Origin of the sequence: Gottfriedia acidiceleris (assembly GCF_023115465.1) — a bacterium.
Taxonomy (GTDB): Bacteria; Bacillota; Bacilli; order Bacillales; family Bacillaceae_G; genus Gottfriedia; species Gottfriedia acidiceleris_B.
On the sequence record NZ_CP096034.1, the window covers coordinates 1869587 to 1891729 of the forward strand.

At 33.3% G+C, this 22143-nt stretch carries 25 protein-coding genes; 24 read left to right on the forward strand and 1 reads right to left on the reverse strand.

Features of this window, described 5'->3' with window-relative positions:
- The first annotated feature begins 34 nt into the window (after positions 1-34).
- From spoIVA to MY490_RS09145, 19 genes are all read left to right on the forward strand, one after another.
- The gene (spoIVA, locus tag MY490_RS09055; RefSeq protein ID WP_056466697.1) at positions 35-1513 is read left to right on the forward strand and encodes a stage IV sporulation protein A; all 1479 of its coding nucleotides are present in this window, start codon (positions 35-37) and stop codon (positions 1511-1513) included.
- A 474-nt stretch (positions 1514-1987) separates the two neighbouring features.
- Positions 1988-2260, forward strand: coding sequence for an HU family DNA-binding protein (locus MY490_RS09060; RefSeq protein WP_056466694.1), 273 nt, complete (start codon positions 1988-1990; stop codon positions 2258-2260).
- 253 nt (positions 2261-2513) lie between these two features.
- The gene (folE, locus tag MY490_RS09065; protein ID WP_088010688.1) at positions 2514-3086 is read left to right on the forward strand and encodes a GTP cyclohydrolase I FolE; all 573 of its coding nucleotides are present in this window, start codon (positions 2514-2516) and stop codon (positions 3084-3086) included.
- 174 nt (positions 3087-3260) lie between these two features.
- Positions 3261-3932 (forward strand): heptaprenyl diphosphate synthase component 1, encoded by a 672-nt coding sequence (locus MY490_RS09070; protein ID WP_248268899.1) that lies wholly within the window; start codon positions 3261-3263, stop codon positions 3930-3932.
- 41 nt (positions 3933-3973) lie between these two features.
- A complete protein-coding gene (locus tag MY490_RS09075; RefSeq protein ID WP_056466685.1) occupies positions 3974-4684 on the forward strand; it encodes a demethylmenaquinone methyltransferase in 711 nt (236 codons plus the stop codon).
- A 44-nt stretch (positions 4685-4728) separates the two neighbouring features.
- On the forward strand, positions 4729-5691 hold the full coding sequence (gene hepT, locus MY490_RS09080; RefSeq protein ID WP_248269344.1) for a heptaprenyl diphosphate synthase component II: 963 nt from the start codon (positions 4729-4731) through the stop codon (positions 5689-5691).
- Between the two features lie 225 nt (positions 5692-5916).
- Positions 5917-6363, forward strand: a complete 447-nt coding sequence (gene ndk / locus MY490_RS09085; protein WP_025671395.1) for a nucleoside-diphosphate kinase — start codon at positions 5917-5919, stop codon at positions 6361-6363.
- Positions 6364-6606: 243 nt separating this feature from the next.
- Positions 6607-7776, forward strand: a complete 1170-nt coding sequence (aroC, locus tag MY490_RS09090) for a chorismate synthase (protein WP_248268900.1) — start codon at positions 6607-6609, stop codon at positions 7774-7776.
- On the forward strand, positions 7776-8861 hold the full coding sequence (gene aroB, locus MY490_RS09095) for a 3-dehydroquinate synthase (RefSeq protein ID WP_248268901.1): 1086 nt from the start codon (positions 7776-7778) through the stop codon (positions 8859-8861). Before aroC ends, aroB begins: the two co-directional genes overlap by 1 nt.
- A 197-nt stretch (positions 8862-9058) precedes the next feature.
- The gene (gene aroA / locus MY490_RS09100) at positions 9059-10342 is read left to right on the forward strand and encodes a 3-phosphoshikimate 1-carboxyvinyltransferase (protein WP_248268902.1); all 1284 of its coding nucleotides are present in this window, start codon (positions 9059-9061) and stop codon (positions 10340-10342) included.
- A 17-nt stretch (positions 10343-10359) separates the two neighbouring features.
- A complete protein-coding gene (locus tag MY490_RS09105) occupies positions 10360-11619 on the forward strand; it encodes a tetratricopeptide repeat protein (protein WP_248268903.1) in 1260 nt (419 codons plus the stop codon).
- Positions 11620-11673: 54 nt separating this feature from the next.
- A complete protein-coding gene (locus MY490_RS09110) occupies positions 11674-12213 on the forward strand; it encodes a ReoY family proteolytic degradation factor (RefSeq protein WP_069031873.1) in 540 nt (179 codons plus the stop codon).
- Between the two features lie 524 nt (positions 12214-12737).
- The gene (locus MY490_RS09115) at positions 12738-13187 is read left to right on the forward strand and encodes a DUF2487 family protein (protein ID WP_248268904.1); all 450 of its coding nucleotides are present in this window, start codon (positions 12738-12740) and stop codon (positions 13185-13187) included.
- A 143-nt stretch (positions 13188-13330) separates the two neighbouring features.
- Positions 13331-13834, forward strand: a complete 504-nt coding sequence (locus MY490_RS09120; protein ID WP_248268905.1) for a Rieske (2Fe-2S) protein — start codon at positions 13331-13333, stop codon at positions 13832-13834.
- A 2-nt stretch (positions 13835-13836) separates the two neighbouring features.
- Positions 13837-14511 (forward strand): menaquinol-cytochrome c reductase cytochrome b subunit, encoded by a 675-nt coding sequence (qcrB, locus tag MY490_RS09125; RefSeq protein WP_248268906.1) that lies wholly within the window; start codon positions 13837-13839, stop codon positions 14509-14511.
- A gap of 63 nt (positions 14512-14574) precedes the next feature.
- Positions 14575-15351, forward strand: a complete 777-nt coding sequence (locus MY490_RS09130; RefSeq protein ID WP_248268907.1) for a menaquinol-cytochrome c reductase cytochrome b/c subunit — start codon at positions 14575-14577, stop codon at positions 15349-15351.
- Positions 15352-15502: 151 nt separating this feature from the next.
- A complete protein-coding gene (locus MY490_RS09135) occupies positions 15503-16087 on the forward strand; it encodes a DUF1405 domain-containing protein (RefSeq protein WP_248268908.1) in 585 nt (194 codons plus the stop codon).
- Between the two features lie 59 nt (positions 16088-16146).
- The gene (locus MY490_RS09140; protein ID WP_248268909.1) at positions 16147-16932 is read left to right on the forward strand and encodes a sporulation protein YpjB; all 786 of its coding nucleotides are present in this window, start codon (positions 16147-16149) and stop codon (positions 16930-16932) included.
- A 58-nt stretch (positions 16933-16990) separates the two neighbouring features.
- Positions 16991-17671 (forward strand): zinc metallopeptidase, encoded by a 681-nt coding sequence (locus MY490_RS09145; RefSeq protein WP_248268910.1) that lies wholly within the window; start codon positions 16991-16993, stop codon positions 17669-17671.
- A gap of 69 nt (positions 17672-17740) precedes the next feature.
- Here the strand turns inward: MY490_RS09145 and MY490_RS09150 are convergent, their stop codons facing one another.
- A complete protein-coding gene (locus MY490_RS09150) occupies positions 17741-18613 on the reverse strand; it encodes a YitT family protein (RefSeq protein WP_069031879.1) in 873 nt (290 codons plus the stop codon).
- Between the two features lie 136 nt (positions 18614-18749).
- Between MY490_RS09150 and MY490_RS09155 the strand changes: the two genes are divergently transcribed.
- From MY490_RS09155 to bshA, 5 genes are read left to right on the forward strand one after another with little or no spacing between them, the layout of a single operon-like run.
- The gene (locus MY490_RS09155; RefSeq protein WP_248268911.1) at positions 18750-19079 is read left to right on the forward strand and encodes a nucleotide pyrophosphohydrolase; all 330 of its coding nucleotides are present in this window, start codon (positions 18750-18752) and stop codon (positions 19077-19079) included.
- A gap of 1 nt (position 19080) precedes the next feature.
- A complete protein-coding gene (gene dapB / locus MY490_RS09160; protein ID WP_248268912.1) occupies positions 19081-19884 on the forward strand; it encodes a 4-hydroxy-tetrahydrodipicolinate reductase in 804 nt (267 codons plus the stop codon).
- 13 nt (positions 19885-19897) lie between these two features.
- Positions 19898-20260 (forward strand): methylglyoxal synthase, encoded by a 363-nt coding sequence (mgsA, locus tag MY490_RS09165; RefSeq protein WP_248268913.1) that lies wholly within the window; start codon positions 19898-19900, stop codon positions 20258-20260.
- 20 nt (positions 20261-20280) lie between these two features.
- Positions 20281-20982, forward strand: a complete 702-nt coding sequence (gene bshB1 / locus MY490_RS09170) for a bacillithiol biosynthesis deacetylase BshB1 (protein WP_432707047.1) — start codon at positions 20281-20283, stop codon at positions 20980-20982.
- A gap of 30 nt (positions 20983-21012) precedes the next feature.
- Positions 21013-22143, forward strand: coding sequence for an N-acetyl-alpha-D-glucosaminyl L-malate synthase BshA (gene bshA / locus MY490_RS09175; RefSeq protein ID WP_248268914.1), 1131 nt, complete (start codon positions 21013-21015; stop codon positions 22141-22143).

Here is a 22143-nt window from a genome sequence, read left to right on the forward strand (position 1 = left end):
ATTCCCATGTATTGATAAATCAGGAGGGGAACACATGGAAAAGATAGATATTTTTAAAGACATTGCCGAGCGCACAGGAGGAGATATCTACTTAGGTGTTGTAGGTGCTGTGCGTACTGGTAAATCAACATTTATTAAACGCTTTATGGAAGCTGTTGTAATCCCTAATATTCAAAATGAAGCTGATCGTGCTAGAGCACATGATGAATTACCTCAAAGCGCTGCAGGTAAAACAATAATGACTACTGAACCAAAATTCGTTCCGAATCAAGGAGTAAAAATTCATGTAGCGGATGGGTTAGATGTAAATATTCGATTAGTAGATTGCGTTGGTTATAGTGTGCCAGGGGCTAAAGGATATGAGGATGAAAATGGTCCTAGAATGATTAGCACTCCTTGGTATGAAGAACCGATTCCATTTAATGAAGCGGCAGAAATCGGTACAAGAAAAGTTATTCAAGAGCATTCTACAATTGGAGTTGTTGTAACAACTGATGGCACAATTGGAGAAATAGCAAGATACGACTATATCGAAGCAGAGGAACGAGTAGTGGCTGAATTAAAAGAAGTTGGAAAGCCTTTCATTATGGTGATCAACTCTTCTCAGCCATATCATCCTAATACAGAGGCACTTAGACAAGAACTATCAGAAAAGTACGATATTCCTGTCATTGCGTTAAGTGTTGAAGCAATGCGCGAAGGAGATGTAATGAACGTACTTCGCGAAGCTTTATACGAATTCCCAGTTCTTGAAGTGAACGTAAACTTACCTAGCTGGGTATTAGTTTTAAAAGAAAATCACTGGCTACGCCAAAGCTACCAAGAAGCAATTCAAGAAACAGTTAAAGATATTAAACGATTAAGAGATGTAGATTATGTAGTTGGCCAATTTAGTGATTATGAATTTATTGAACATGCACAACTTGCTGGAATCGATATGGGGCAAGGGGTTGCAGAAATTGATTTATCTGCACCAGATGAATTATATGATCAAGTCTTAAAAGAAGTAGTAGGTGTAGAAATTCGCGGTAAAGATCATCTATTAGAATTAATGCAAGACTTCGCTCATGCAAAACAAGAATATGATCAAGTAGCAGATGCCTTAAGAATGGTTAAACAAACCGGCTATGGAATTGCAGCACCTTCGCTTTTAGATATGAGCTTAGATGAGCCAGAAATAATACGCCATGGTTCAAGATTTGGTGTCAAATTAAAAGCAGTAGCACCTTCTATTCATATGATTAAAGTTGATGTTGAGTCAACGTTTGAACCAATCATCGGAACTGAAAAACAAAGTGAAGAACTTGTTAAATATTTAATGCAAGATTTTGAAGATAATCCATTATCAATTTGGAACTCTGATATATTTGGGCGTTCATTAAGTTCAATCGTACGTGAAGGCATCCAAGCGAAACTTTCTCTAATGCCTGAAAATGCAAGATATAAATTGAAGGAAACTTTAGAAAGAATTATTAACGAGGGAAGTGGCGGCTTAATTGCAATTATCCTTTAATCATTAATTGATCAGGTGGTCAAAACCATCTGATTTTTTTTGTGTTAGTCCAATATATAGAGGTGATTAATTTTTTAACAATCTAATAGTCATATTTTACCTGGTGAAATAAAATTTTAAAAAAATCACAAAAATTAGCAAGAGAAAATAAATATTATTCGACAAAGTTCAACAAAAATAAATTTATTAAAAATCATCAAAAAAATTAAAAAAATGCCGATTAATTCAGTAACCATCGTACTTCGAGAAGTACTTATAAGAAAATTGAAGACGATAAATAAATTTTTCAGAAAAATCCTCACCTGTTTTCGAGTAATTCCAACATTTTCTTATAAAACATATTGAAAAAAGCCGTAGAATCGTATAATATAAGGCATGACAAAGAAATTAATTGGAATTTGTTGTATAAAATTTAAAATTTTGGTCACAAATGAAATTAAGAAACATCTAAAATTTTGGGAGGAGGTGAAAGACATGAACAAAACAGATTTAATCAATGCAGTTGCTGAAGCTGGTGAATTAACTAAAAAACAAGCTACTTTAGCAGTAGACGCTGTATTCGAATCAATTCTTGGTGCGTTACAAAACGGGGATAAAGTACAATTAATCGGATTTGGTAACTTTGAAGTTCGTGAGCGTGCAGCTCGTAAAGGACGTAATCCACAAACTGGCGAGGAAATCGAAATCGCAGCTAGTAAAGTTCCAGCTTTCAAACCTGGTAAAGCGCTTAAGGATGCAGTAAAATAATTACATAATTTAAGCGAAAAAGAAGGATGCTAAAAAAAGCATCCTTCTTTTTTTGCTAAAAAAGTCCAAAAAGACTAATGATTTTGAGACCAATATTAAATTTTGGACAAAGAAAGGCTTGAGTTTAGGTGGTCTAAAAGAAAGGAAAAAGAAAGTATCCTTCTTTTTTTTGCCTATAAAAAAAGAATTATGTTAAAATAAAACGAATCTGATAGTGAATATTAGAATTTTTTTTAGCATGGGGGATCAATTAATGAATGAAGTTAATTTAGAAAAAATTGAACAAGCGGTTCGTCTAATTCTTGAAGCTATCGGTGATGATCCAAATAGAGAAGGAATTTACGAAACGCCAAAACGAGTTGCGAAAATGTATGCTGAAGTATTCTCGGGTATGCGCCAAGATGAAAAAGCTCATTTACATAAAGTATTTGGTGAAGATCATGAAGAATTAGTTCTTGTTAAAGATATTCCATTCCATTCAATGTGCGAGCATCATCTATTACCTTTTTACGGAGTTGCACATGTAGCTTACATTCCTAGAAATGGTAGAGTAACTGGTTTAAGTAAATTAGCACGTACTGTAGAAACAGTAGCTAAAAGACCTCAGTTACAAGAGCGTATTACTGCCTCAGTAGTTGATGCAATTATGGACGTACTACAACCACATGGAGCAATGGTTGTTGTAGAAGCAGAACATATGTGTATGTCTATGCGTGGAGTAAGAAAACCAGGCTCAAAAACTGTTACGACTGCTGTTCGTGGCTCACTTAAAGAGGATGTGCAAGGAAGAAATGAAATTCTTGCAATGATTCATTCAACTAAATAGAATCAAATAATCAAAAAGCAGGGCGTTTGATAGGCAATCTAAAAGCCAGAAGTCCTGCTTTTTTTAAAATATTCATTTATAAATAATGCAAGTTGATTGAGCAATCAACTTATACCATCTAAAATACTTATGGTATAATGAAAAAATCAGTTATAAATGGAATGGATGGAAATAATGAATAGTATTCACGAGTTAAAAAATGAAGTAATCACTCAAATCTTACATACGATTAGACACCCATATTTAAATCAACATCTTCAAGCACCGACAATTGATGATGTAAAGGTTACTTTATTAATAAATTTATTAAAAGAACACAATTTTTCGAGTGATAAAATTGTACATTACTGTAAAGCCTTGATGATTCATCAAATTGCATTAGATACACATGAAAAGGTATCCACATTTGAAGGTACACCAATGGATCGTGAAAAGAAACAATTAACCGTTTTAGAAGGTGATTTATATAGTGGACTATATTACGATGCGCTATCTAAAACTGGGGAAATTGGGCTAATACGAGAACTATCATATGCTGTTAAAGAAATGAATGAAGAGAAGATCAATCTAGTTCACGAACAATTTGGTTCTTTAGAAGAACTTTTCAACTGCATAACTGTAATCGAATCAACTATACTAGTACATTTTGCAAAATTTATATCAGCTGAAGAATCAATAAAGCATATTGAGCAAGAATGTTTAAGATCAAGACTGAAAAAAGAATTCGAACAATCATCAGTTGAAAACTGCTCTGATTTTATTTCACAATTTCAAAGAATAATGGGAATTGTTGATTTAGCTAAAACAAAAGAAGAATTATCAAAAATAATACAATTACAAAATTAATCTACATAGAAGTAATCGTAATTAGTTTAGTGGGGGTTTATATGACTCAATCAAAAGAAGAACGCGTACATGACGTGTTTGAAAAGATTTACAATAAATATGATACAATGAATGGTATTATTAGTTTTAGACGACATATTGCTTGGCGCAAACAAACTATGAAAATTATGAATGTTCAAAAAGGTATGAAAGCGCTTGATGTATGCTGTGGTACTGGTGAATGGACAATTGCACTTGCAAATACAGTTGGAAAAGATGGAGAAGTAGTAGGATTAGACTTTAGTAAAAATATGCTATCTATCGGTGAAGAAAAAGTTAAGAATATGCATTTAGACCAAGTAAAATTAATTCATGGAAATGCTATGGAGTTGCCATTTGAGGACAACTATTTTGATGTTGTAACAATTGGATTTGGTTTAAGAAATGTTCCAGATTATTATCAAGTGTTGAAGGAAATGACAAGAGTCGTTAAGCCTGGAGGTATTGTTGTCTGTTTAGAAACATCACAACCGACTGCATTTGGTATTAGACATGTGTATAAAGCGTATTTTAAATACATCATGCCGATTTTTGGGAAAATATTTGCTAAAAGCTTTAAAGAATATTCTTGGCTGCAAGAAAGTGCAAGCACGTTTCCAGGTATGAATGAACTTGCAAATCTTTTCAAAAAAGCAGGGTTAGAAAAAATAAAAATTAAACCTTATACTTTTGGTGTAGCAGCAATGCATTTAGGTGTTAAACCAAAAAGCTAGTTACTAAAAAGCGAGAAAATGGGATGAATAGTAAGGTGAACGGAATGAAGGTTAAATGGAAATATTCTTATTTAAAAAAGGACATTAGTGAGATTGAAAGCACGCTTCATAAAGTAGTCAATTCTTCACAACCAATTTTGAAAAATGCTTCTGTACAGTTGCTTGAATCTGGTGGGAAAAGAATTAGACCAGTTTTTGTATTGCTTAGTGCTAAATTTGGACAATATAACCTTCAATCGATTAAAAATGTAGCAGCTACGTTGGAAATCATACATATGGCATCTTTAGTTCATGATGATGTAATTGATGAAGCAAGTTTACGAAGAGGTAAACCGACAATCAATTCAACATATAATGATCGTGTTGCTATGTATGCAGGGGATTTTTTATTTGCAAAAGCATTGGAATGTATGTCAGAAATCGAAATCCCATTGGCCCATCAAAAATTATCTGAGACTATTTTAGAGATCTGTTTAGGTGAGATTGAACAAATAAAAGATAAATATAATTTTGACCAAAATTTAAAATGTTATTTAAGAAGAATTAAACGAAAAACTGCTCTTTTAATTTCAGCGAGTTGTGAAATTGGTGCAATTGCATCAGGTGCCTCTCCAGCATTTCAAAAGTGTTTAAAAGATTACGGATACTATTTAGGTATGTCCTTTCAAATTATGGACGATATTCTTGATTTTACGGCTTCTGAGAAGGAATTAGGGAAACCATCAGGTAGCGACTTAATTCAAGGTAATATTACACTACCTGTCTTGTTTGCGATGAATGATTTAGCACTTAAAGAGAAAATTGAATCTGTTTATGAAGGAATCGATCCGGAAACTGTAAAACCTCTTATAAATCAAATTCGTAAAAGTACATATATTAAAGCAGCAAGAAATGTTAGTGAAGCATATTTACAAAAATCTTTAAACAGTATCAGTAGCCTTCCTAATAGTGAAGCAAAGGAAATGTTAATATTAATTGCTAAAAATATTGGAAATCGAAAAAACTAGAGGCGGGGAAAATGCTAGTGCATTTACAACTGCCTCTTTTGGCTTTTTATATACGTATAGAATTCCTGTTATTCAGTTATATTTATAAAAGTTAAACAATAATCTGGAAGCGATTTCAATTTTTACAATATAACAAGATTTTAAACTATTGATAATTTTATAAATTGATGTTACTATTCTACTGTGTTGTTTATACATAATTGAAATCAAGTGAGGTAGAGCATAATGGAAAGAACTTATTTAATGGTAAAACCTGATGGTGTACAACGTAACTTAATTGGTGAAATCGTTTCTCGTTTCGAAAAAAAGGGTTTCCAATTAGTTGGAGCTAAGTTAATGCAAGTGAGTAAAGAACAAGCTGAAACTCACTACGCTGAGCACAAAGAACGTCCTTTCTTTGGTGAGTTAGTAGACTTCATCACTTCAAGCCCAGTATTCGCTATGGTTTGGGAAGGCGAAAATGTAATCGCTACCGCTCGTCAAATGATGGGAGCAACAAACCCAAAAGATTCAGCACCAGGAACAATCCGTGGTGAGTATGCTGCAACTGTAGGCAAAAACATTATTCATGGTTCAGATTCACCTGCTAGTGCAGAACGTGAAATCGGAATTTTCTTCAATCAAAATGAATTAGTTGAATACTCTAAGCTTATTAAAGAGTGGGTATACTAATAAAATAGTTTTAAACAAAGAAGTCAGCATAATTGCTGACTTTTTGTTTTAAAATGATCCTGAGTTTATGTTTTGACAAAATATATGGGCGAAAAATTACTTTTTTCTTATCGATATTTCATTTTTTTGCAAAAAATCAAAAAAAGAGCCAAATTATGGTTCTTTTTTTATGTTAATTTCAGAATAGGTTGTGGTATAGTAGTAACTAATAATTTTAAACTTACATAAAGAGAAGGTGTTGAAATGCGTTATTTAACGGCTGGTGAATCACATGGTCCACAATTAACTACAATTATTGAAGGCGTTCCAGCAGGCTTACCTATATTAGCAGAAGAAATAAATATTGAACTTCGTAGACGTCAAGGTGGATATGGTAGAGGGCGAAGAATGCAAATAGAAAAGGATACTGCTCAAATTACTAGCGGTGTTCGACATGGTTATACATTAGGCTCACCTATCGCATTGGTTGTTGAAAATAACGACTTTAAACATTGGACTAATATTATGGGTCCTGAACCTTTGGACAATCTAGAATACGAAGGAAAAAGAAGCATTACAAAACCACGACCAGGGCATGCAGATTTAAATGGAGCTATAAAATATGGTTTTAGAGATGTAAGGAATGTTTTAGAGCGATCTTCAGCTCGTGAAACGACAGTACGTGTTGCAGCTGGAGCGGTGGCAAAAAAATTGTTGAGTGAGCTAGGAATCACAATTGCAAGCCATGTTATAGAAATTGGTGGGGTTAAAGCAAAAAATCTAGACTATAAAAATGTAGAAGACTTACATAATCGTGCTGAAAACTCAGAAGTAAGATGTATAGACGCTGACGCTACAGAAAATATGAAATCATTAATTGATGATGCAAAACAAAAAGGAGATTCAGTTGGTGGGATTGTAGAAGTTGTTGTTGAAGGTATGCCAGCTGGTGTTGGTAGCTACGTTCATTTTGACAGAAAGCTAGACTCAAAAATTGCTGGTGCAATCGTAAGCATTAACGCCTTTAAAGGTGTAGAATTCGGCATCGGGTTTGAAGCTGGCTCCTTACCAGGTAGTGAAGTTCATGATGAGATTGCATATTCAGAAGAACAAGGCTACTACCGATTATCGAACCGTGCTGGCGGTTTTGAGGGCGGTATGACAACAGGTATGCCAATTGTCGTTCGAGCAGTAATGAAGCCCATCCCAACGCTTTACAAGCCGTTAAAGAGCGTTGATATTGAAACAAAGGAAGTTTATGAAGCAAGTATCGAACGTTCTGATAGCTGTGCTGTTCCTGCAGCAAGTGTCGTAGCAGAGCATATTGTTGCTTGGGAAGTTGCAAAAGCAATTATTGAACAATTTGAATCAGATCAACTTGAGCGTTTAAAACGTAATATTGAAGATTTCCGTGAGTATGCGAGGAATTTTTAATGAATGTGATAACTGTAAATACAAGCTCTAAACAATACGATGTTTGTATAGGGTTTGGAGTATTGAGTGAACTGCAGTCAAAGTTGGACTGTTTAGTTCCTAAAGTTTCCAAAATACTAATCATTACAGATGATCAAGTTGCACCACTTTATTTAGAAAAAGTACTACTAAATTGTAGTAAAACAAATAAAGTTGAACACTTTATCATTCCACATGGTGAAAAAAGTAAGAGTTTTGAAATATACGAAAATTGTTTAACTTATTGTTTTGATGTCCAATTAGATCGTAATAGTTTAATAATTGCTTTAGGTGGGGGAGTAGTTGGTGATTTAGCGGGATTTGTTGCTGCTACTTATATGCGTGGTATTCGTTTTATCCAATTACCTACTACTTTACTAGCCCACGATAGTGCTATAGGTGGTAAAGTAGCTATAAACCTTCCAAAAGCTAAAAATATAGTTGGCGCATTTTATCAGCCGGAATTGGTATTGTATGAATTAAGCTTTTTAACAACCTTGCCAATAGAGGAATGGAGATCAGGTTTTGCTGAAATTAGTAAGGAAGCTATGATTTCTTCTCATGATAATTTGAATTGGTTAATGGATCATATTCTATCACTTGAAGAGTTAGATGATGAGTTAGTTGAAAAATGTGTGACAATGGGTATAAGTGTAAAAAATGAAATTGTATCCAAGGACGAAAGAGAAACTGGTGAAAGAGCATTTTTAAACTTAGGTCATACACTTGGGCATGCAATTGAAGCTTATTTAGGTTATGCTAAAACAACTCATGGTGAGGCTATTGCATTTGGAACTTTATTTTCAATCTATTTAAGTGAACAGTTCTTTCAGGTTGACTTAAAATTTAATGAGATATTAAATTGGTATAATCGATTGAATTATCCTGTTTATTCAAATTTAGAATTAGAACCAATTATAAATCTAATGAAACAAGATAAGAAAAATATCGATTTGAAAATAAAATATATAATATTGAAAAGTTTTGGTAATCCAGTGATTTGTGAATTAGAAGAAGACTTTATAAGAGAAAATTTAGATTGTTTTTTAAAACAAATAATTTCATAATACTTACCTGAAAATGGTGTTTTGATCAAATATTAAAATCAAAATATCATTTTCTTTTTCTAAATTAGGCTAACTTAATCATTGAAAGTGAAAAACATAGGAAAATTCGTCGAATAGAATTTCAGAGAAAAAAAAGGTTTGAATTAATAAAAAATGGAATGTAAATACATATAGAAAGGTTAGATAAGGTGACTATGATGAGAAATTCCCAGTTAGAAAAAATCCGTTTAGTTGGTGATGTGACAATTCCAGGAGATAAATCAATATCTCATAGAGCAATTATGTTTGGATCATTAGCGAAAGGGACTACAAAGATTACTAACTTTCTATTAGGTGAAGATTGTTTAAGTACGATTGCGTGTTTTAGAAAATTAGGTGTACAAATCGAAGTATCAGAAGATGAAGTAGTCGTTTATGGTAAAGGTATTGAAGGACTTAAAGAGGCACATGAAGTACTTGATGTAGGAAATTCGGGAACAACAGCAAGATTAATGATGGGAATATTAAGTGGTTTACCTTTCCATTCAGTTATTATTGGTGATGAATCTATTGGTAAAAGACCAATGAAGCGAGTTACAAAACCTTTAAAAATGATGGGAACTTCTATAGATGGACGTGAAGACGCTACATATACACCTATTTCTATTAGAGGAGGTTCACTAAATAGTATTTCTTATGCTTCTCCTGTTTCAAGTGCACAAGTTAAATCTTCAATTTTACTAGCTGGTTTATTCGCAAAAGGTACAACGACTGTGACTGAACCAGAGAAGTCTCGTGATCATACTGAAAGAATGCTAAAGGCATTTGGTTGTGAGTTAGTAGTTAATGGAAACAAAGTATCGATTAATGGAAACCAAGTATTAACTGCAACAGATGTTATTGTACCAGGGGACATTTCATCAGCTGCATTTTTCTTAGTAGCAGGGTCGATTGTTCCTAATAGCGAAATATTGTTAAAAAATGTAGGGGTAAACCCTACTAGAACAGGGATATTAACAGTTTTAGAAAGAATGGGTGCTAATATAACATTAGAGGATGAAAAAGTTGTAAACGGAGAACCAATTGCAAATATACGAGTGAAATCAGCCAATTTAAAATCAACTGTAATCGGTGGGGCTGAAATTCCTACGTGTATCGATGAGTTACCGATTTTAGCCCTAGCAGCAGCTTTAGCAGATGGAGAGACTATTATTAAGGATGCCGAAGAGTTAAGAGTAAAGGAAACAGATCGTATCCAGACTGTTGTAACAGAACTTACAAATCTTGGTGTAAGCATTGAAGCAACAAAAGATGGTATGATTATACAAGGGAATAGTTCTTTAATAGGTGCTAATGTAAATTCACATGGAGATCATCGAATGGGAATGATGCTTTCAATAGCTGCATTACTTGCTAAAGGTGATACAATTATTGAAAATACAGAATGTATAGCTGTATCTTTTCCGAACTTTAAAGAGCAATTAAATGAATTAATTAAGTAGTCATATGAGGTGTAAGAATGAGTTTATACGAAGCTGTTCAGTTAATAGAGAACGGTCATACTGAAAAGGGATTAGATTTATTAAGAAAGAATTTAAAATCTGCTAACGATGAAGAAAAATACGAAGCAGCACTTCTTTTTCAATCATTAGGATTTGTTGAAGATGCGAAAAATATCATTGAAGATTTAGTATACTTATATGATGACGACGATGATCTTAAAATAATGTATGCAGAAATATTGTTGGATCTAGATTTAGAAGACGACGCTTTAGAGATTTTACTTGCCATAAAGGATGATAGTGAAAGTCGAGTTCAAGCACTATTATTAATGGCTGATCTATATCAAGTTCAGGGACTTGATGAAGTAGCTGAACAAAAATTATTTGAAGCAAAAAGAATTTTACCGAATGAACCTGTAGTAGATTTCGCATTAGGGGAGTATTATTTTAGTAAATATGATTATAAAAAAGCCATTCCATTTTACGAAAAACTTGCTAATCAAGAAATTGAAGTGAGTGGAGTAAATAAAGATTTAAGACTTGCTGAATGTTTAAGTGCTGAAGGTGAATGGGAAGAAGCAATTTCTTATTATGAAAAAGGAATTCAGACAACAAAGGACTTCCATACACTATTAGGATATGGAATTACGCTATTTCAAGCTGAACGTTATGCAGCCTCTATTCCTGTGTTCGAAGAGGCAATCTTCTTTGACCCTGAATATTTGGTAGCACATTTATGGCTAAGTAAAGCACATGACCTTGAAGGCCAAATTCAAGAAGGCTATGATATATTACAAAAAGCTTTACTTGTTGATGAAACAAATGTAGAATGCCTTTTATCAGCAGCAAAATTAGCGCGTAAAATGAAGAATTTAGATGCAAGTAAAAAACATTTACAGGAAGCATTAATTTATGATCCATCGCTAATTGAGGCAGTTCAGTTATTAGTCGGAATTCTTTTCGAAGAGGAAGATTTTGATGACATAATTAGTACAATTGAACTAGCCATTGAGCATGGAGCTTCAGATCCTCATTTTAATTGGGACTTAGGCAAAGCATATTATGGAAATGAAAATTATGAATTGGCATTAAATCAATATCGTCTAGCATATAATGACTTTAACCAGGAAATTTCCTTCTTAAAGGAATACGGAGACCTATTGTTTGAAGAAGGCTTAGTACAAGAAGCAAAAGAGGTTTACAGTAAACTTGTAGACGATGAATATCTACAGGAAGAAGTAAGAGAGCGTCTTGAAAGAATAAATGAAATTCTGTAGTTTTCTTTATTCAGAAAAGGGGACAAATTTTAAGGACAGAGGAGGGATTTAATAATGGCAACCCCTGTATCTGTGAATGAGAAGAAAGATTTTGTAAAGTGGTTTCTGAGTAATTTTCAGTTAAAGCAAAGAGAATGTGTTTGGATTTTAAATTACCTAATGAGCCATGATTATTTAATGAAAAAGGTTCATTTTGTAGAACAGTCTAAATATTGTCCACGAGGGTTAGTGATGTCGACAAACTGTGTTAAAGAAGTACCATTTCATTTTTATAAACAAAATGTTATGACGACGGATGCAGAGAAATCATTTCACGATATTCGACTAAATAGGGATGAGGATATTTATATCCAACTCAATTTTAAATCTTCTTTTCAATATCCGATGTTTGTTTCAGTTTTAGAAGAGAACCCGCATATACCAAAAAACTTAAATAGTAACGAAAAAGACCGCGTAATTGCTGAAAAGCTATTGTCAGATTCAATTATTAATTTCCAAAAAGACAGATTGATGAAGATGATTGATGAAGCTCTAGATAAACAAGACAAAAAGCTTTTCCAAGAATTAACTAAGCAACTAAATTCATTAACTTAATGTAAAATTGAAAAAAGTCCTCATTATGGGGGCTTTTTTACTGTTGAAACGGTATTTACTAATTGAACAGAATTAAATTTTATTGTTAAATATGATATGTGGGGTTAATTTCCATTTATGTACCCTCGCTTTTAAGTCTTACCTATTATGGCGTTCCAAATAGTTCTTATGCCTTCTTTAACTAGAATCCCACAGAAGTCCAGCATTTCAACCAACTTATACAAATTTAAAATGACAGTATGCAAACTTAAAATTAGCAAATTACTCATAAAAAAATACATATAAAAAAAATAGTAAAAAAGTCACTTAACAAGAAAGATTCCTGGATTATTGATTAATCTAATAGAAATATTTGCTTCGAATTGAATACAAAAAATCCTATTTCCACTGATTGAAAAATTCTCTATTAGCGGGCTTTTTCTCTTTCTTAAAATAGTAATGTATGGTTAAATGGAAAATAGAAATTTGTTCACAAAAATTTCACAATTATAAATAAATTATTTTAATAGAAAGAGGTAATTTTGATGAAATGGACAACTAATGAATTAAATCAAGTTATTGAGAATCTGGAATACATCGATACGATCATTATTCCACTGTGTCCTGTTTCTTTGAAAAAAGAAAATATTGGTCTAGCTGAGCAAAGAGAGGACTTAATAATTCTTACTTCAGAACTTGAACGTACATATAAAGGCAGAGTTGTAATCGCTCCGGAATTTACTTATTTACCTGAAGAATCTAATAAAATAAGCCGATTAAAAGCTTGGAATGAAGAGTTTAAAGCTAGTGGGATTAAGCATGTTTTTTATTTAACATGTGATTTTGATTGGAGACAGTCAGAAGCTGAAATGGATGAATCATTAATTTGGTTACCTAATTTAAATATCAATAGCTTAGATGAAGCATCACAACGAGTAATAGTAGATAAACAATTATCTCACATAAATGCATTATTTTCTAAAATATGGGGATAAAAATAAAAACAACATTATTACTATGATTATTATTAGGATATTATTGACCTTCTAAATTTGTTATTATATTATGAAAGTGTCCTAGTTTTATTATTATAGCTGTTGTCCGTACAGGAGTACTTGTGATAGAGGGGGGAATTTTCATGAGTGAAAAGGTTTCAAGACGCCAGTTTTTAAACTACACTTTAACAGGTGTAGGCGGCTTTATGGCAGCAGGAATGCTTATGCCATTGGCTCGTTTTGCCATTGACCCAGTCTTACAAAAAGAAGCAGCTGGAGCAATGGTGCAAGTTGGACTAGTTAAAGATTTATCTACTGACCCGAAGCGCTTTGACTTTAAAGTTGCGCAGGTTGATGGTTGGGTTAAATCTGATGCGTCACACATTGCATGGGTGTACAAGAATTCGAATGGAGACATCGTTGCGTTATCACCTACTTGTAAGCATTTAGGCTGTACAGTTGGTTGGAATGACAATAAAGATTTTCCAAATCAATTCTTCTGTCCATGTCATGGCGGTCGTTACCATAAGGATGGTAAAAACATTAAAGGTACACCACCGCTTGGTCCACTAGACAACTATGCAGTAAAAGTGAAAGGTGATTCTTTCTATCTTGGTAAACTACAACCAAATACAGGAGGTAAATAATCGTGCTTAACAAAATTTACGACTGGGTAGATGAGCGATTAGAAATTACGCCTCTTTGGAGAGATATCGCTGATCATGAAGTACCAGAACACGTTAATCCAGCACACCATTTTTCAGCATTCGTATATTGCTTCGGTGGATTAACATTTTTCGTTACAGTTATTCAAATTTTATCTGGAATGTTCTTAACAATGTACTATGTTCCAGATATCAAAAATGCATGGGAATCAGTTTATTACTTACAAAACAACGTTGCATACGGACAAATCGTTCGTGGTATGCATCACTGGGGTGCAAGTTTAGTAATTGTTATGATGTTTTTACATACTTTACGTGTATTCTTCCAAGGCGCATATAAAAAGCCTCGTGAGCTTAACTGGGTTGTAGGGGTTTTAATCTTCTTCGTAATGCTTGGATTAGGCTTTACAGGATATTTATTACCTTGGGATATGAAAGCGTTATTTGCGACTAAAGTAGGTCTGCAAATTGCTGAACAAACACCATTTATTGGACAGCAAGTGAAAACGTTAATTGCAGGTAATCCGGAAATCATCGGTGCACAAACATTAACTCGTTTCTTCGCAATCCATGTATTCTTCTTACCTGGTGCTTTACTTGCTCTTATGGGTGCCCATTTCTTAATTATTCGTAAGCAAGGTATTTCAGGTCCACTATAAGATTTAGTGCATGGGGCTTTAGTAAAAAATGACTAAAGTGTGTCGAAATAAAGGAGGGAGAACATGCATCGCGGTAAAGGAATGAAATTTGTAGGTGACTCACGTGTACCTGCAATGGCAGGACGTAAACCTAATGTACCAAAGGATTATTCAGAATATCCTGGTAAAACTGAAGCATTCTGGCCAAACTTCTTATTAAAAGAATGGATGGTAGGAGCAGTTTTCTTAATTGGATACTTAACATTAACAATTGCACATCCATCTCCACTTGAGAGGGTTGCAGACCCAACTGATACTGGCTATACGCCACTACCAGACTGGTATTTCTTATTCTTATATCAATTCTTAAAATATAGCTATGCTTCTGGTGACTATAACGTAATTGGTGCTTTCGTAATTCCTGGATTAGCGTTTGGTGGCTTATTATTAGCGCCATTCTTAGATCGAAGTGAACATAGAAAACCAATTAAACGTCCTTTAGCTACAGGCTTTATGTTATTAGCTTTATCTGGTGTAATTTATTTAACATGGGAAGCTGCGGCTCACCATGACTGGAAAAAACAAAAAGAACAAGGTAAAATTCGTACTTTTGTTGAATTAAATAAAGAAGATCCAGCATATAAACTATTGCAAAAAAATACTTGTGTATCTTGTCATGGCGATAATCTTCAAGGTGGCGCAGCAGCTCCAAGCCTTCAAAATAATGGTTTAAAACCTGAAGAAATCGCTCATATCGCAAGAAACGGTCGAAAAGCGATGCCAGCTGGTGTTTTTAAAGGCACTGACGCAGAACTTAAAGTGCTAGCTGAATTCGTTTCAAAAGCAGGTAAAACAGAATAATTAAAAGAGAGTCGAATTTTCGACTCTTTTTTTATGTTGTATTGTATACTGAAATAATAACATGTTAAAAATGTGATGATACATATAAATTGTGAACTTTGTGTTATAAATTTATTAAATCTCCTCAGTGAAAGTGAGATGAAGTGAAGTAGTGAACATTATCTACAGTATGCTACGGCTTAAACCTAACTTAATTGCTTTATTTATAGTAAATGTACTTGGAACAATCTATGGATACTATTGGTATAAATCTCAACTTGGGATTACTCCTGGTTGGTTAAAAATTTTTGTTCCTGATAGTCCAACTGCATCTTTATTTTTTTGTATTGTATTGCTACTTTTCATTCTAAATAAACGGAATGGATTAATAGAGGCACTAGCATATGTAAGCTTGATGAAATATGGTATATGGGCAGTATTAATGAATGGAATGGTTCTTTATTTATCAGGAGGACTTGATGCGGTTGCATACTTATTAATTTTTTCACATGGAGCAATGGCGATCCAAGCTGTTTTGTATGCACCGACATTTATAGTTAAAAAATGGCACTTGACTGTTGCAAGTATTTGGATTTTACAAGATCTTATTTTAGACTATGTATTTGGAACAATGCCAGAATACTATATGCTTTCAGATTACAGAATTTGGATTGCTTTAATTACATTTTGGTTAACTATATTTGTTATTTTAATCGCTTATTACCAGTTAATTTTTAAAAAAAGAGCTAATGCTTGAACAAGTTCTAATCTTGTCCTTTCTCTCATAATTATTAGTAGTTATGAGGGAGGGGTTTGATGAAAAAATTAATTGCGGGGATAAGTGTTTTTTTTATTTTCTTTTCATTTAATACCGTAAAAGGGTACGCTAAAATAGATCAAGAAACTTCACTAATTGAACAATCGCTCTCTTTAGTACAAGATGGTGATTATGTACATGGCGCTAATTTATTAGAACAATTAGAATCAAAGTATATGGCGTCAGCAAAAAAGAATAAGGACTTCACACCAAAGGAGTTAGAAACCATTTCAGTTACTTTTCAAAATGCGCTTGTATCTTTAACAAATGATGCAAGTGATCCACAAGAAAAAGTTGCTGATGTACTTGGTTTGAGATTATTGATTGATGCTGGAGAAACGACAATGCAACCAATGTGGAAGGAAATGAAAAAGTCCGTTATGACTCCACTACAAAATATGGAGTCAGCATATAAACGAGGTAATTCTGAAGCATATGAAACGCAACTAAATCAATTCTTACACCAATTTGAGATTATTTATCCAAGTCTTATCATGGACCTTCCATATGATGAAGTAAAAAAAATAAATTCACTTGTTTCGTTTTTAGATGATTATCGTATTAACCAAGAATCTATACCGGCTTTTCAACAAAAGTTGGATGAGACAAAAAGTGAATTATTATTCATTTTCGATCAAGGGAATTCAATTATTCCACCTGTTTCTATTTGGACAATTTTTACAACAGGGATTATTATTGTCGGTACATTAAGTTATGTCGGTTGGAGAAAATATATAGGTGATCGAAATAAGAACAAAAAAAGAAGAGAACATCATAATGATTGACAAATTTCTCTAAAAGTTATTACAATATCGTAAAATCACACTCCTTGGAGGAATTACAATGAGTTATTTAATTTACTTTTTAATTTTGTTGCTAGTACCTTTATATGCACAAATGAAGGTTAAATCAACTTTTAGAAAGTATTCTCAAGTTGGTTCTACATCACATTTAACGGGTGCAGAAGTAGCGAGAAAAATTTTAAATGAAAATGGATTATACAATGTGGCAGTCGAGGAAACTCGAGGATATTTATCTGACCATTATGATCCACGTGCAAAAGTTGTAAGATTATCAACTGAAAATTATCATGGATATTCAGTTGCGGGTACTGCAGTTGCTGCTCATGAAGTAGGACATGCAATTCAAGATGCGAATGACTATAGCTTTTTAAGATTCCGTCATTCATTAGTACCTGTTGCAAATTTCAGTTCCAATTTTTCTTATATATTTATTTTAATAGGTATGTTTTCTCGCCTATCAGGTGCATTTTTAATAGGAATAGTTTTATTAGCACTAGGTGTATTGTTCCAAGTTGTAACACTTCCTGTTGAATTTAATGCCTCTAGTAGAGCTTTAAAACAGATTACAACTTTGGGCATCATTAATTCAAATGAGCATGTTTATGCAAAACGTGTTTTAAATGCAGCTGCATTGACATATGTTGCAGCGGCAGCGGTAGCCGTCGCTGAATTATTAAGATTAATTTTAATTTATACTGGTATGACACGTAGTGATGATTAATATCAATATAATTCAAAAAGAGGTTCTGGCAACCAATGCCAAGAACCTCTTTTTGTTTTGAGTTAAAAATTATGGGTGAAGAGGGACTTTATTTTCATCTAATGTAAAGCCTTCACCTAGAACATCATGCACTTCTGTAACGGCTACAAAAGCGTGTGGATCGATATCCTGAATAATGTTTTTTAAATGAACTAATTCGTTTTTTGGTACGACACAAAATAAAACGTCTTTACTTTCTCCAGTAAATGTTCCAGTTGCTTTTAAATAAGTTGCGCCTCGTTCCATTTCTTTCATAATACGAGCGGCAATTAAATCATTTTTCTCAGAAATAATATTTGCTCCACGAGCAGCGTATGCACCTTCTTGCATAAAATCAATTATTCTTGCTCCGACAAAAACTGCAACTAGAGTATACATTGCTTCATATGCTTTTAAGTAAGTTAAAAGTGAAAGTGTGATGACAACAAAGTCAAAAATAAACATCGTTTTCCCCATATTAATACCTTTGTATTTATATGCTAAACGAGCGATGATATCGACACCACCAGTCGTTCCACCAAATCGAAAAATAATTCCTAAACCTACACCAATAAATACACCCGCAAACAATGAAGCTAACATTAAATCGCCATGAACATCTATATTGAAAGTAAATTTCTCAAATAATTTTAAGAAAAAAGAGACTGCAACAGTTCCAATGATTGTATAAAGCATTGTCACTGTACCAAGTAATCTCCAACCAATAAAAAATAAAGGGACGTTTAAGGCTAAGTTTGAGATCCAAACGGGAATATTTAGTTCAGCTAAAAGAATTAAGTTAATTCCCGTAAAGCCACCTTCAGCTAGATTGTTTGGAATATTTATATTCATAATTCCAAAAGAAAAAATGGCAGAACCTAAAATAATAAAAAAGATATTGCGTAACTTCAATTTAAAAATCATATACTTCCTCCATAATGTAAAAATTACCCTAAACTCTTATTTTTATCTTATCTTGTATTTTTTTCAAGTAAAATAATATATAATTTGTCAAAAAGTGGTCAATTCGATAAGATTTAATTGAGGAGTTGATATTAGTATGCGCGAAAAAACGATGAAAGAAATGCAAAAAGAAGTCGATACATATATAGGTCAATTTAAGGAAGGGTATTTTAGTCCTTTAGCAATGATGGCTAGGTTAACTGAAGAAATGGGTGAGTTAGCTAGAGAAATCAATCATACCTATGGTGAAAAGCCTAAGAAAAGCACTGAAGAAGAAAAGCTAATTGAAGAAGAGCTAGGTGATGTATTATTTGTTATGATTTGTTTAGCAAATAGCCTAAATATAGACTTGCAAGAAGCACATGATATGGTGATGAAGAAGTTTAATACTCGAGATAAAGATCGTTGGACAAGGAAGGAAGTTTAAAATGGAAAAAGTAATTAGAGTAGTATTAGCAGGACCTAGAGGTAAAATGGGAATTGAAGCTTTACAATTAATTGATCGAACTGAGCATTTTCACCTTATAGCTGCAGTAGATTATAAATTAGGTGGAGAACAAATCCAAACGGTTAACCCAGGCTTTAAAGGTGAAGCAAAAATATATGAAACATTAGAGCAATGTATTGAGAATGAAAGCTTTGATGTACTTGTTGATTTAACAACACCTGAAATAGGAAAAAAACATGCATTTTTAGCATTAAAAAATGGTATTCGCCCTGTAATTGGTACAACTGGTTTTACAAAAGAGGAGCTTAATGATTTAAAAGAGTTAGCTTCAAATAATGAGCTAGGTTGTATTATTGCGCCAAATTTTGCCATTGGTGCTATATTAATGATGAAGTTCTCTGCAATGGCGGCGAAATATTTTAAAGATATCGAAATTATTGAGCTTCATCATGACCAAAAATTAGATGCGCCTTCAGGTACAGCTCTTAAAACAGTTCAAATGATTGAGGAAGTTCGTGAATCGAAAGTTCAAGGACATCCAAATGAAGTTGAAACTGAAGCAGGAGCTCGTGGTGCTGATCTAAATGGAATGAGAGTTCATAGCGTGCGATTACCTGGTTTAGTTGCGCATCAACAAGTTTTATTCGGTGGAGATGGCCAACTATTAACAATTCGACATGATTCAATGAATCGAGCTTCTTTTATGTCTGGAGTAAAAGTAGCCGTTGAGGAAGTAATGAAGCTTACAGAGCTAGTCTACGGTTTAGAAAATATTATGGACTAAGGTGGTGTAGGTAGTGAAAATAGCTCTAATTGCTCACGATAAGAGAAAAGACGCATTAGTAACTTTTGTTCAAGAAAATGAATCTTTTTTTCAGCAGCATGAACTATTTTCAACAGGTACTACAGGACTACGTGTAATGGAAAATACAGCTTTAAAAGTTTATCGTTTTCAATCTGGTCCACTCGGAGGAGATCAAGAAATAGGTGCATTAATTGCTAAAGGGAAAATGGATGCGATTTTCTTTTTTAGAGATCCATTAACTGCCCAACCGCATGAACCAGATGTAAATGCTTTATTAAGGCTATGCGATGTTTTTCATGTCCCGGTGGCAACGAACATTCAAACTGCTAAGGCAGTTGTGAAATTTTTTAGTTAGTTTGAAAGAGAGTGAGATAAGTGGAATATTTTGATGTACTAGCATTTGGAGCGCATCCGGATGATGTTGAGATTGGAATGGCAGGCACGATCGCTAAGTTTACTAAGTTAGGCTATAAAGTTGCTATTTGTGATTTAACTGAAGCGGAGCTCTCATCAAATGGGGATACTTTTATTAGAAGAAAAGAAGCTGAAGAAGCAGATAAGATTTTAGGGGTTTCAAATCGTTTTAATTTATCATTACCAGATAGGGGTCTGTACTTATCTGAGGAAGCAATTAAACAAGTAGCTGCTTTAATTCGAATGACGAAGCCTAGTATTATTTTCTCGCCATATGAAGTGGACCGTCATCCTGATCATGGTAATTGTACAAAAATAGTAGAAGAAGCTGTATTTTCATCTGGGATTAGAAAATTTAATGTAAATACTAATCATGATGCTCACAAGGTAAAACACGTTTTTCAATATATGATTAATGGGTTTCATCGACCTAATTTTATAGTTGATGTTTCAGAAACGATTGAAGTCAAAAGGGCAGCCTTAGAAGCATATGAAAGTCAATTTACTCCCGGTCCAGATGGTGTAGTTACGCCTTTAACAAACGACTATGTAAATAGCGTAATTGCAAGAGAGAAAATTTTTGGGAAAGAAGTTGGAGTGCCATATGGGGAAGGGTTTATGGCAAAGAGACCACTTTTATTAAATGCAGATTGGTTAGTATAAGAAGAAATGAAGAAGTTTAGGAGAGATAAAATGAAATTAAAAATTGGGATTACATGTTATCCTTCAGTAGGCGGTTCTGGTGTGATTGCGACTGAGCTAGGAAAGTTATTAGCAGAACTAGGACATGAAATTCATTTTATTTCATCAAGTATGCCGTTTCGTTTAAATAAAGTATATCCTAATATTTATTATCATGCAGTTGAAGTAAATCAATATTCAGTTTTCCAATATCCTCCATATGATTTAGCATTGGCGAGTAAGATGGCTGAAATTGCAAACCGTGAAAAATTAGATATTTTACATGTACATTATGCGATTCCGCATGCAATATGTGCTGTTCTAGCAAAACAAATGATTCATCATGATATTAAAATTGTAACGACATTACATGGTACAGATATAACTGTTCTTGGTTATGACTCATCTTTAACAGAGTTAATTAAGTTTGGGATTGAAAAATCAGATGTTGTAACTGCGGTCTCAAATGATTTAATACGTCAAACAGAGGAATTAGTGAACCCTGATAAAGAAATACAAACTGTGTATAATTTTATTGATGAAAGAGTGTATTATAAAAGAAATTGCCGGGCATTAAAAGCAGAGTACGGGATTTTAGAGCATGAAAAAGTCATTATACATATTTCTAATTTCCGCCAAGTTAAACGAACTAAAGATGTAGTAGATGTATTTAACTTAGTAAGAAAAGAAATTCCCTCTAAGTTACTATTAGTTGGTGATGGTCCGGAAATCTCAAGTTTATGTAAATTAGTAAGAGAGCTTGGTATTGAGGATGATGTTTTATTTTTAGGAAAGCAAGAGAATGTTGAAGAGTTACTTTCAATGAGCGATATAAAATTACTTCTTTCGTCAAAAGAAAGCTTTGGTTTAGTATTACTTGAAGCGATGGCTTGTGGAGTTCCATGTATCGGGACTAGAGTTGGTGGGATTCCAGAAGTAATCGAACATGGGGAAAACGGATTTATTTGTGAGCTAGGAGATATTGAACAAATCGCTTATTATACACTGAACTTATTACAAGATGAAGAACTATATAAACGCATATCAAGTCGCGCCAATGAAATTGTTAAAGAAAGATTTCAATCAAATAAAATCGTTTCACAATATTTATCCATTTATAATGAGTTATTAGGAATGAAATAA

Excerpts from the sequence above, each read along its gene's own strand:
- spoIVA (WP_056466697.1), top strand. The coding sequence starts at position 35 with ATGGAAAAGATAGATATTTTTAAAGACATTGCCGAGCGCACAGGAGGA.
- MY490_RS09060 (WP_056466694.1), top strand. The coding sequence starts at position 1,988 with ATGAACAAAACAGATTTAATCAATGCAGTTGCTGAAGCTGGTGAATTA.
- folE (WP_088010688.1), top strand. The coding sequence starts at position 2,514 with ATGAATGAAGTTAATTTAGAAAAAATTGAACAAGCGGTTCGTCTAATT.
- MY490_RS09070 (WP_248268899.1), top strand. The coding sequence starts at position 3,261 with ATGAATAGTATTCACGAGTTAAAAAATGAAGTAATCACTCAAATCTTA.
- MY490_RS09075 (WP_056466685.1), top strand. The coding sequence starts at position 3,974 with ATGACTCAATCAAAAGAAGAACGCGTACATGACGTGTTTGAAAAGATT.
- hepT (WP_248269344.1), top strand. The coding sequence starts at position 4,729 with ATGAAGGTTAAATGGAAATATTCTTATTTAAAAAAGGACATTAGTGAG.
- ndk (WP_025671395.1), top strand. The coding sequence starts at position 5,917 with ATGGAAAGAACTTATTTAATGGTAAAACCTGATGGTGTACAACGTAAC.
- aroC (WP_248268900.1), top strand. The coding sequence starts at position 6,607 with ATGCGTTATTTAACGGCTGGTGAATCACATGGTCCACAATTAACTACA.
- aroB (WP_248268901.1), top strand. The coding sequence starts at position 7,776 with ATGAATGTGATAACTGTAAATACAAGCTCTAAACAATACGATGTTTGT.
- aroA (WP_248268902.1), top strand. The coding sequence starts at position 9,059 with ATGAGAAATTCCCAGTTAGAAAAAATCCGTTTAGTTGGTGATGTGACA.
- MY490_RS09105 (WP_248268903.1), top strand. The coding sequence starts at position 10,360 with ATGAGTTTATACGAAGCTGTTCAGTTAATAGAGAACGGTCATACTGAA.
- MY490_RS09110 (WP_069031873.1), top strand. The coding sequence starts at position 11,674 with ATGGCAACCCCTGTATCTGTGAATGAGAAGAAAGATTTTGTAAAGTGG.
- MY490_RS09115 (WP_248268904.1), top strand. The coding sequence starts at position 12,738 with ATGAAATGGACAACTAATGAATTAAATCAAGTTATTGAGAATCTGGAA.
- MY490_RS09120 (WP_248268905.1), top strand. The coding sequence starts at position 13,331 with ATGAGTGAAAAGGTTTCAAGACGCCAGTTTTTAAACTACACTTTAACA.
- MY490_RS09130 (WP_248268907.1), top strand. The coding sequence starts at position 14,575 with ATGCATCGCGGTAAAGGAATGAAATTTGTAGGTGACTCACGTGTACCT.
- MY490_RS09140 (WP_248268909.1), top strand. The coding sequence starts at position 16,147 with ATGAAAAAATTAATTGCGGGGATAAGTGTTTTTTTTATTTTCTTTTCA.
- MY490_RS09145 (WP_248268910.1), top strand. The coding sequence starts at position 16,991 with ATGAGTTATTTAATTTACTTTTTAATTTTGTTGCTAGTACCTTTATAT.
- MY490_RS09150 (WP_069031879.1), bottom strand. The coding sequence starts at position 18,613 with ATGATTTTTAAATTGAAGTTACGCAATATCTTTTTTATTATTTTAGGT.
- MY490_RS09155 (WP_248268911.1), top strand. The coding sequence starts at position 18,750 with ATGCGCGAAAAAACGATGAAAGAAATGCAAAAAGAAGTCGATACATAT.
- dapB (WP_248268912.1), top strand. The coding sequence starts at position 19,081 with ATGGAAAAAGTAATTAGAGTAGTATTAGCAGGACCTAGAGGTAAAATG.
- bshA (WP_248268914.1), top strand. The coding sequence starts at position 21,013 with ATGAAATTAAAAATTGGGATTACATGTTATCCTTCAGTAGGCGGTTCT.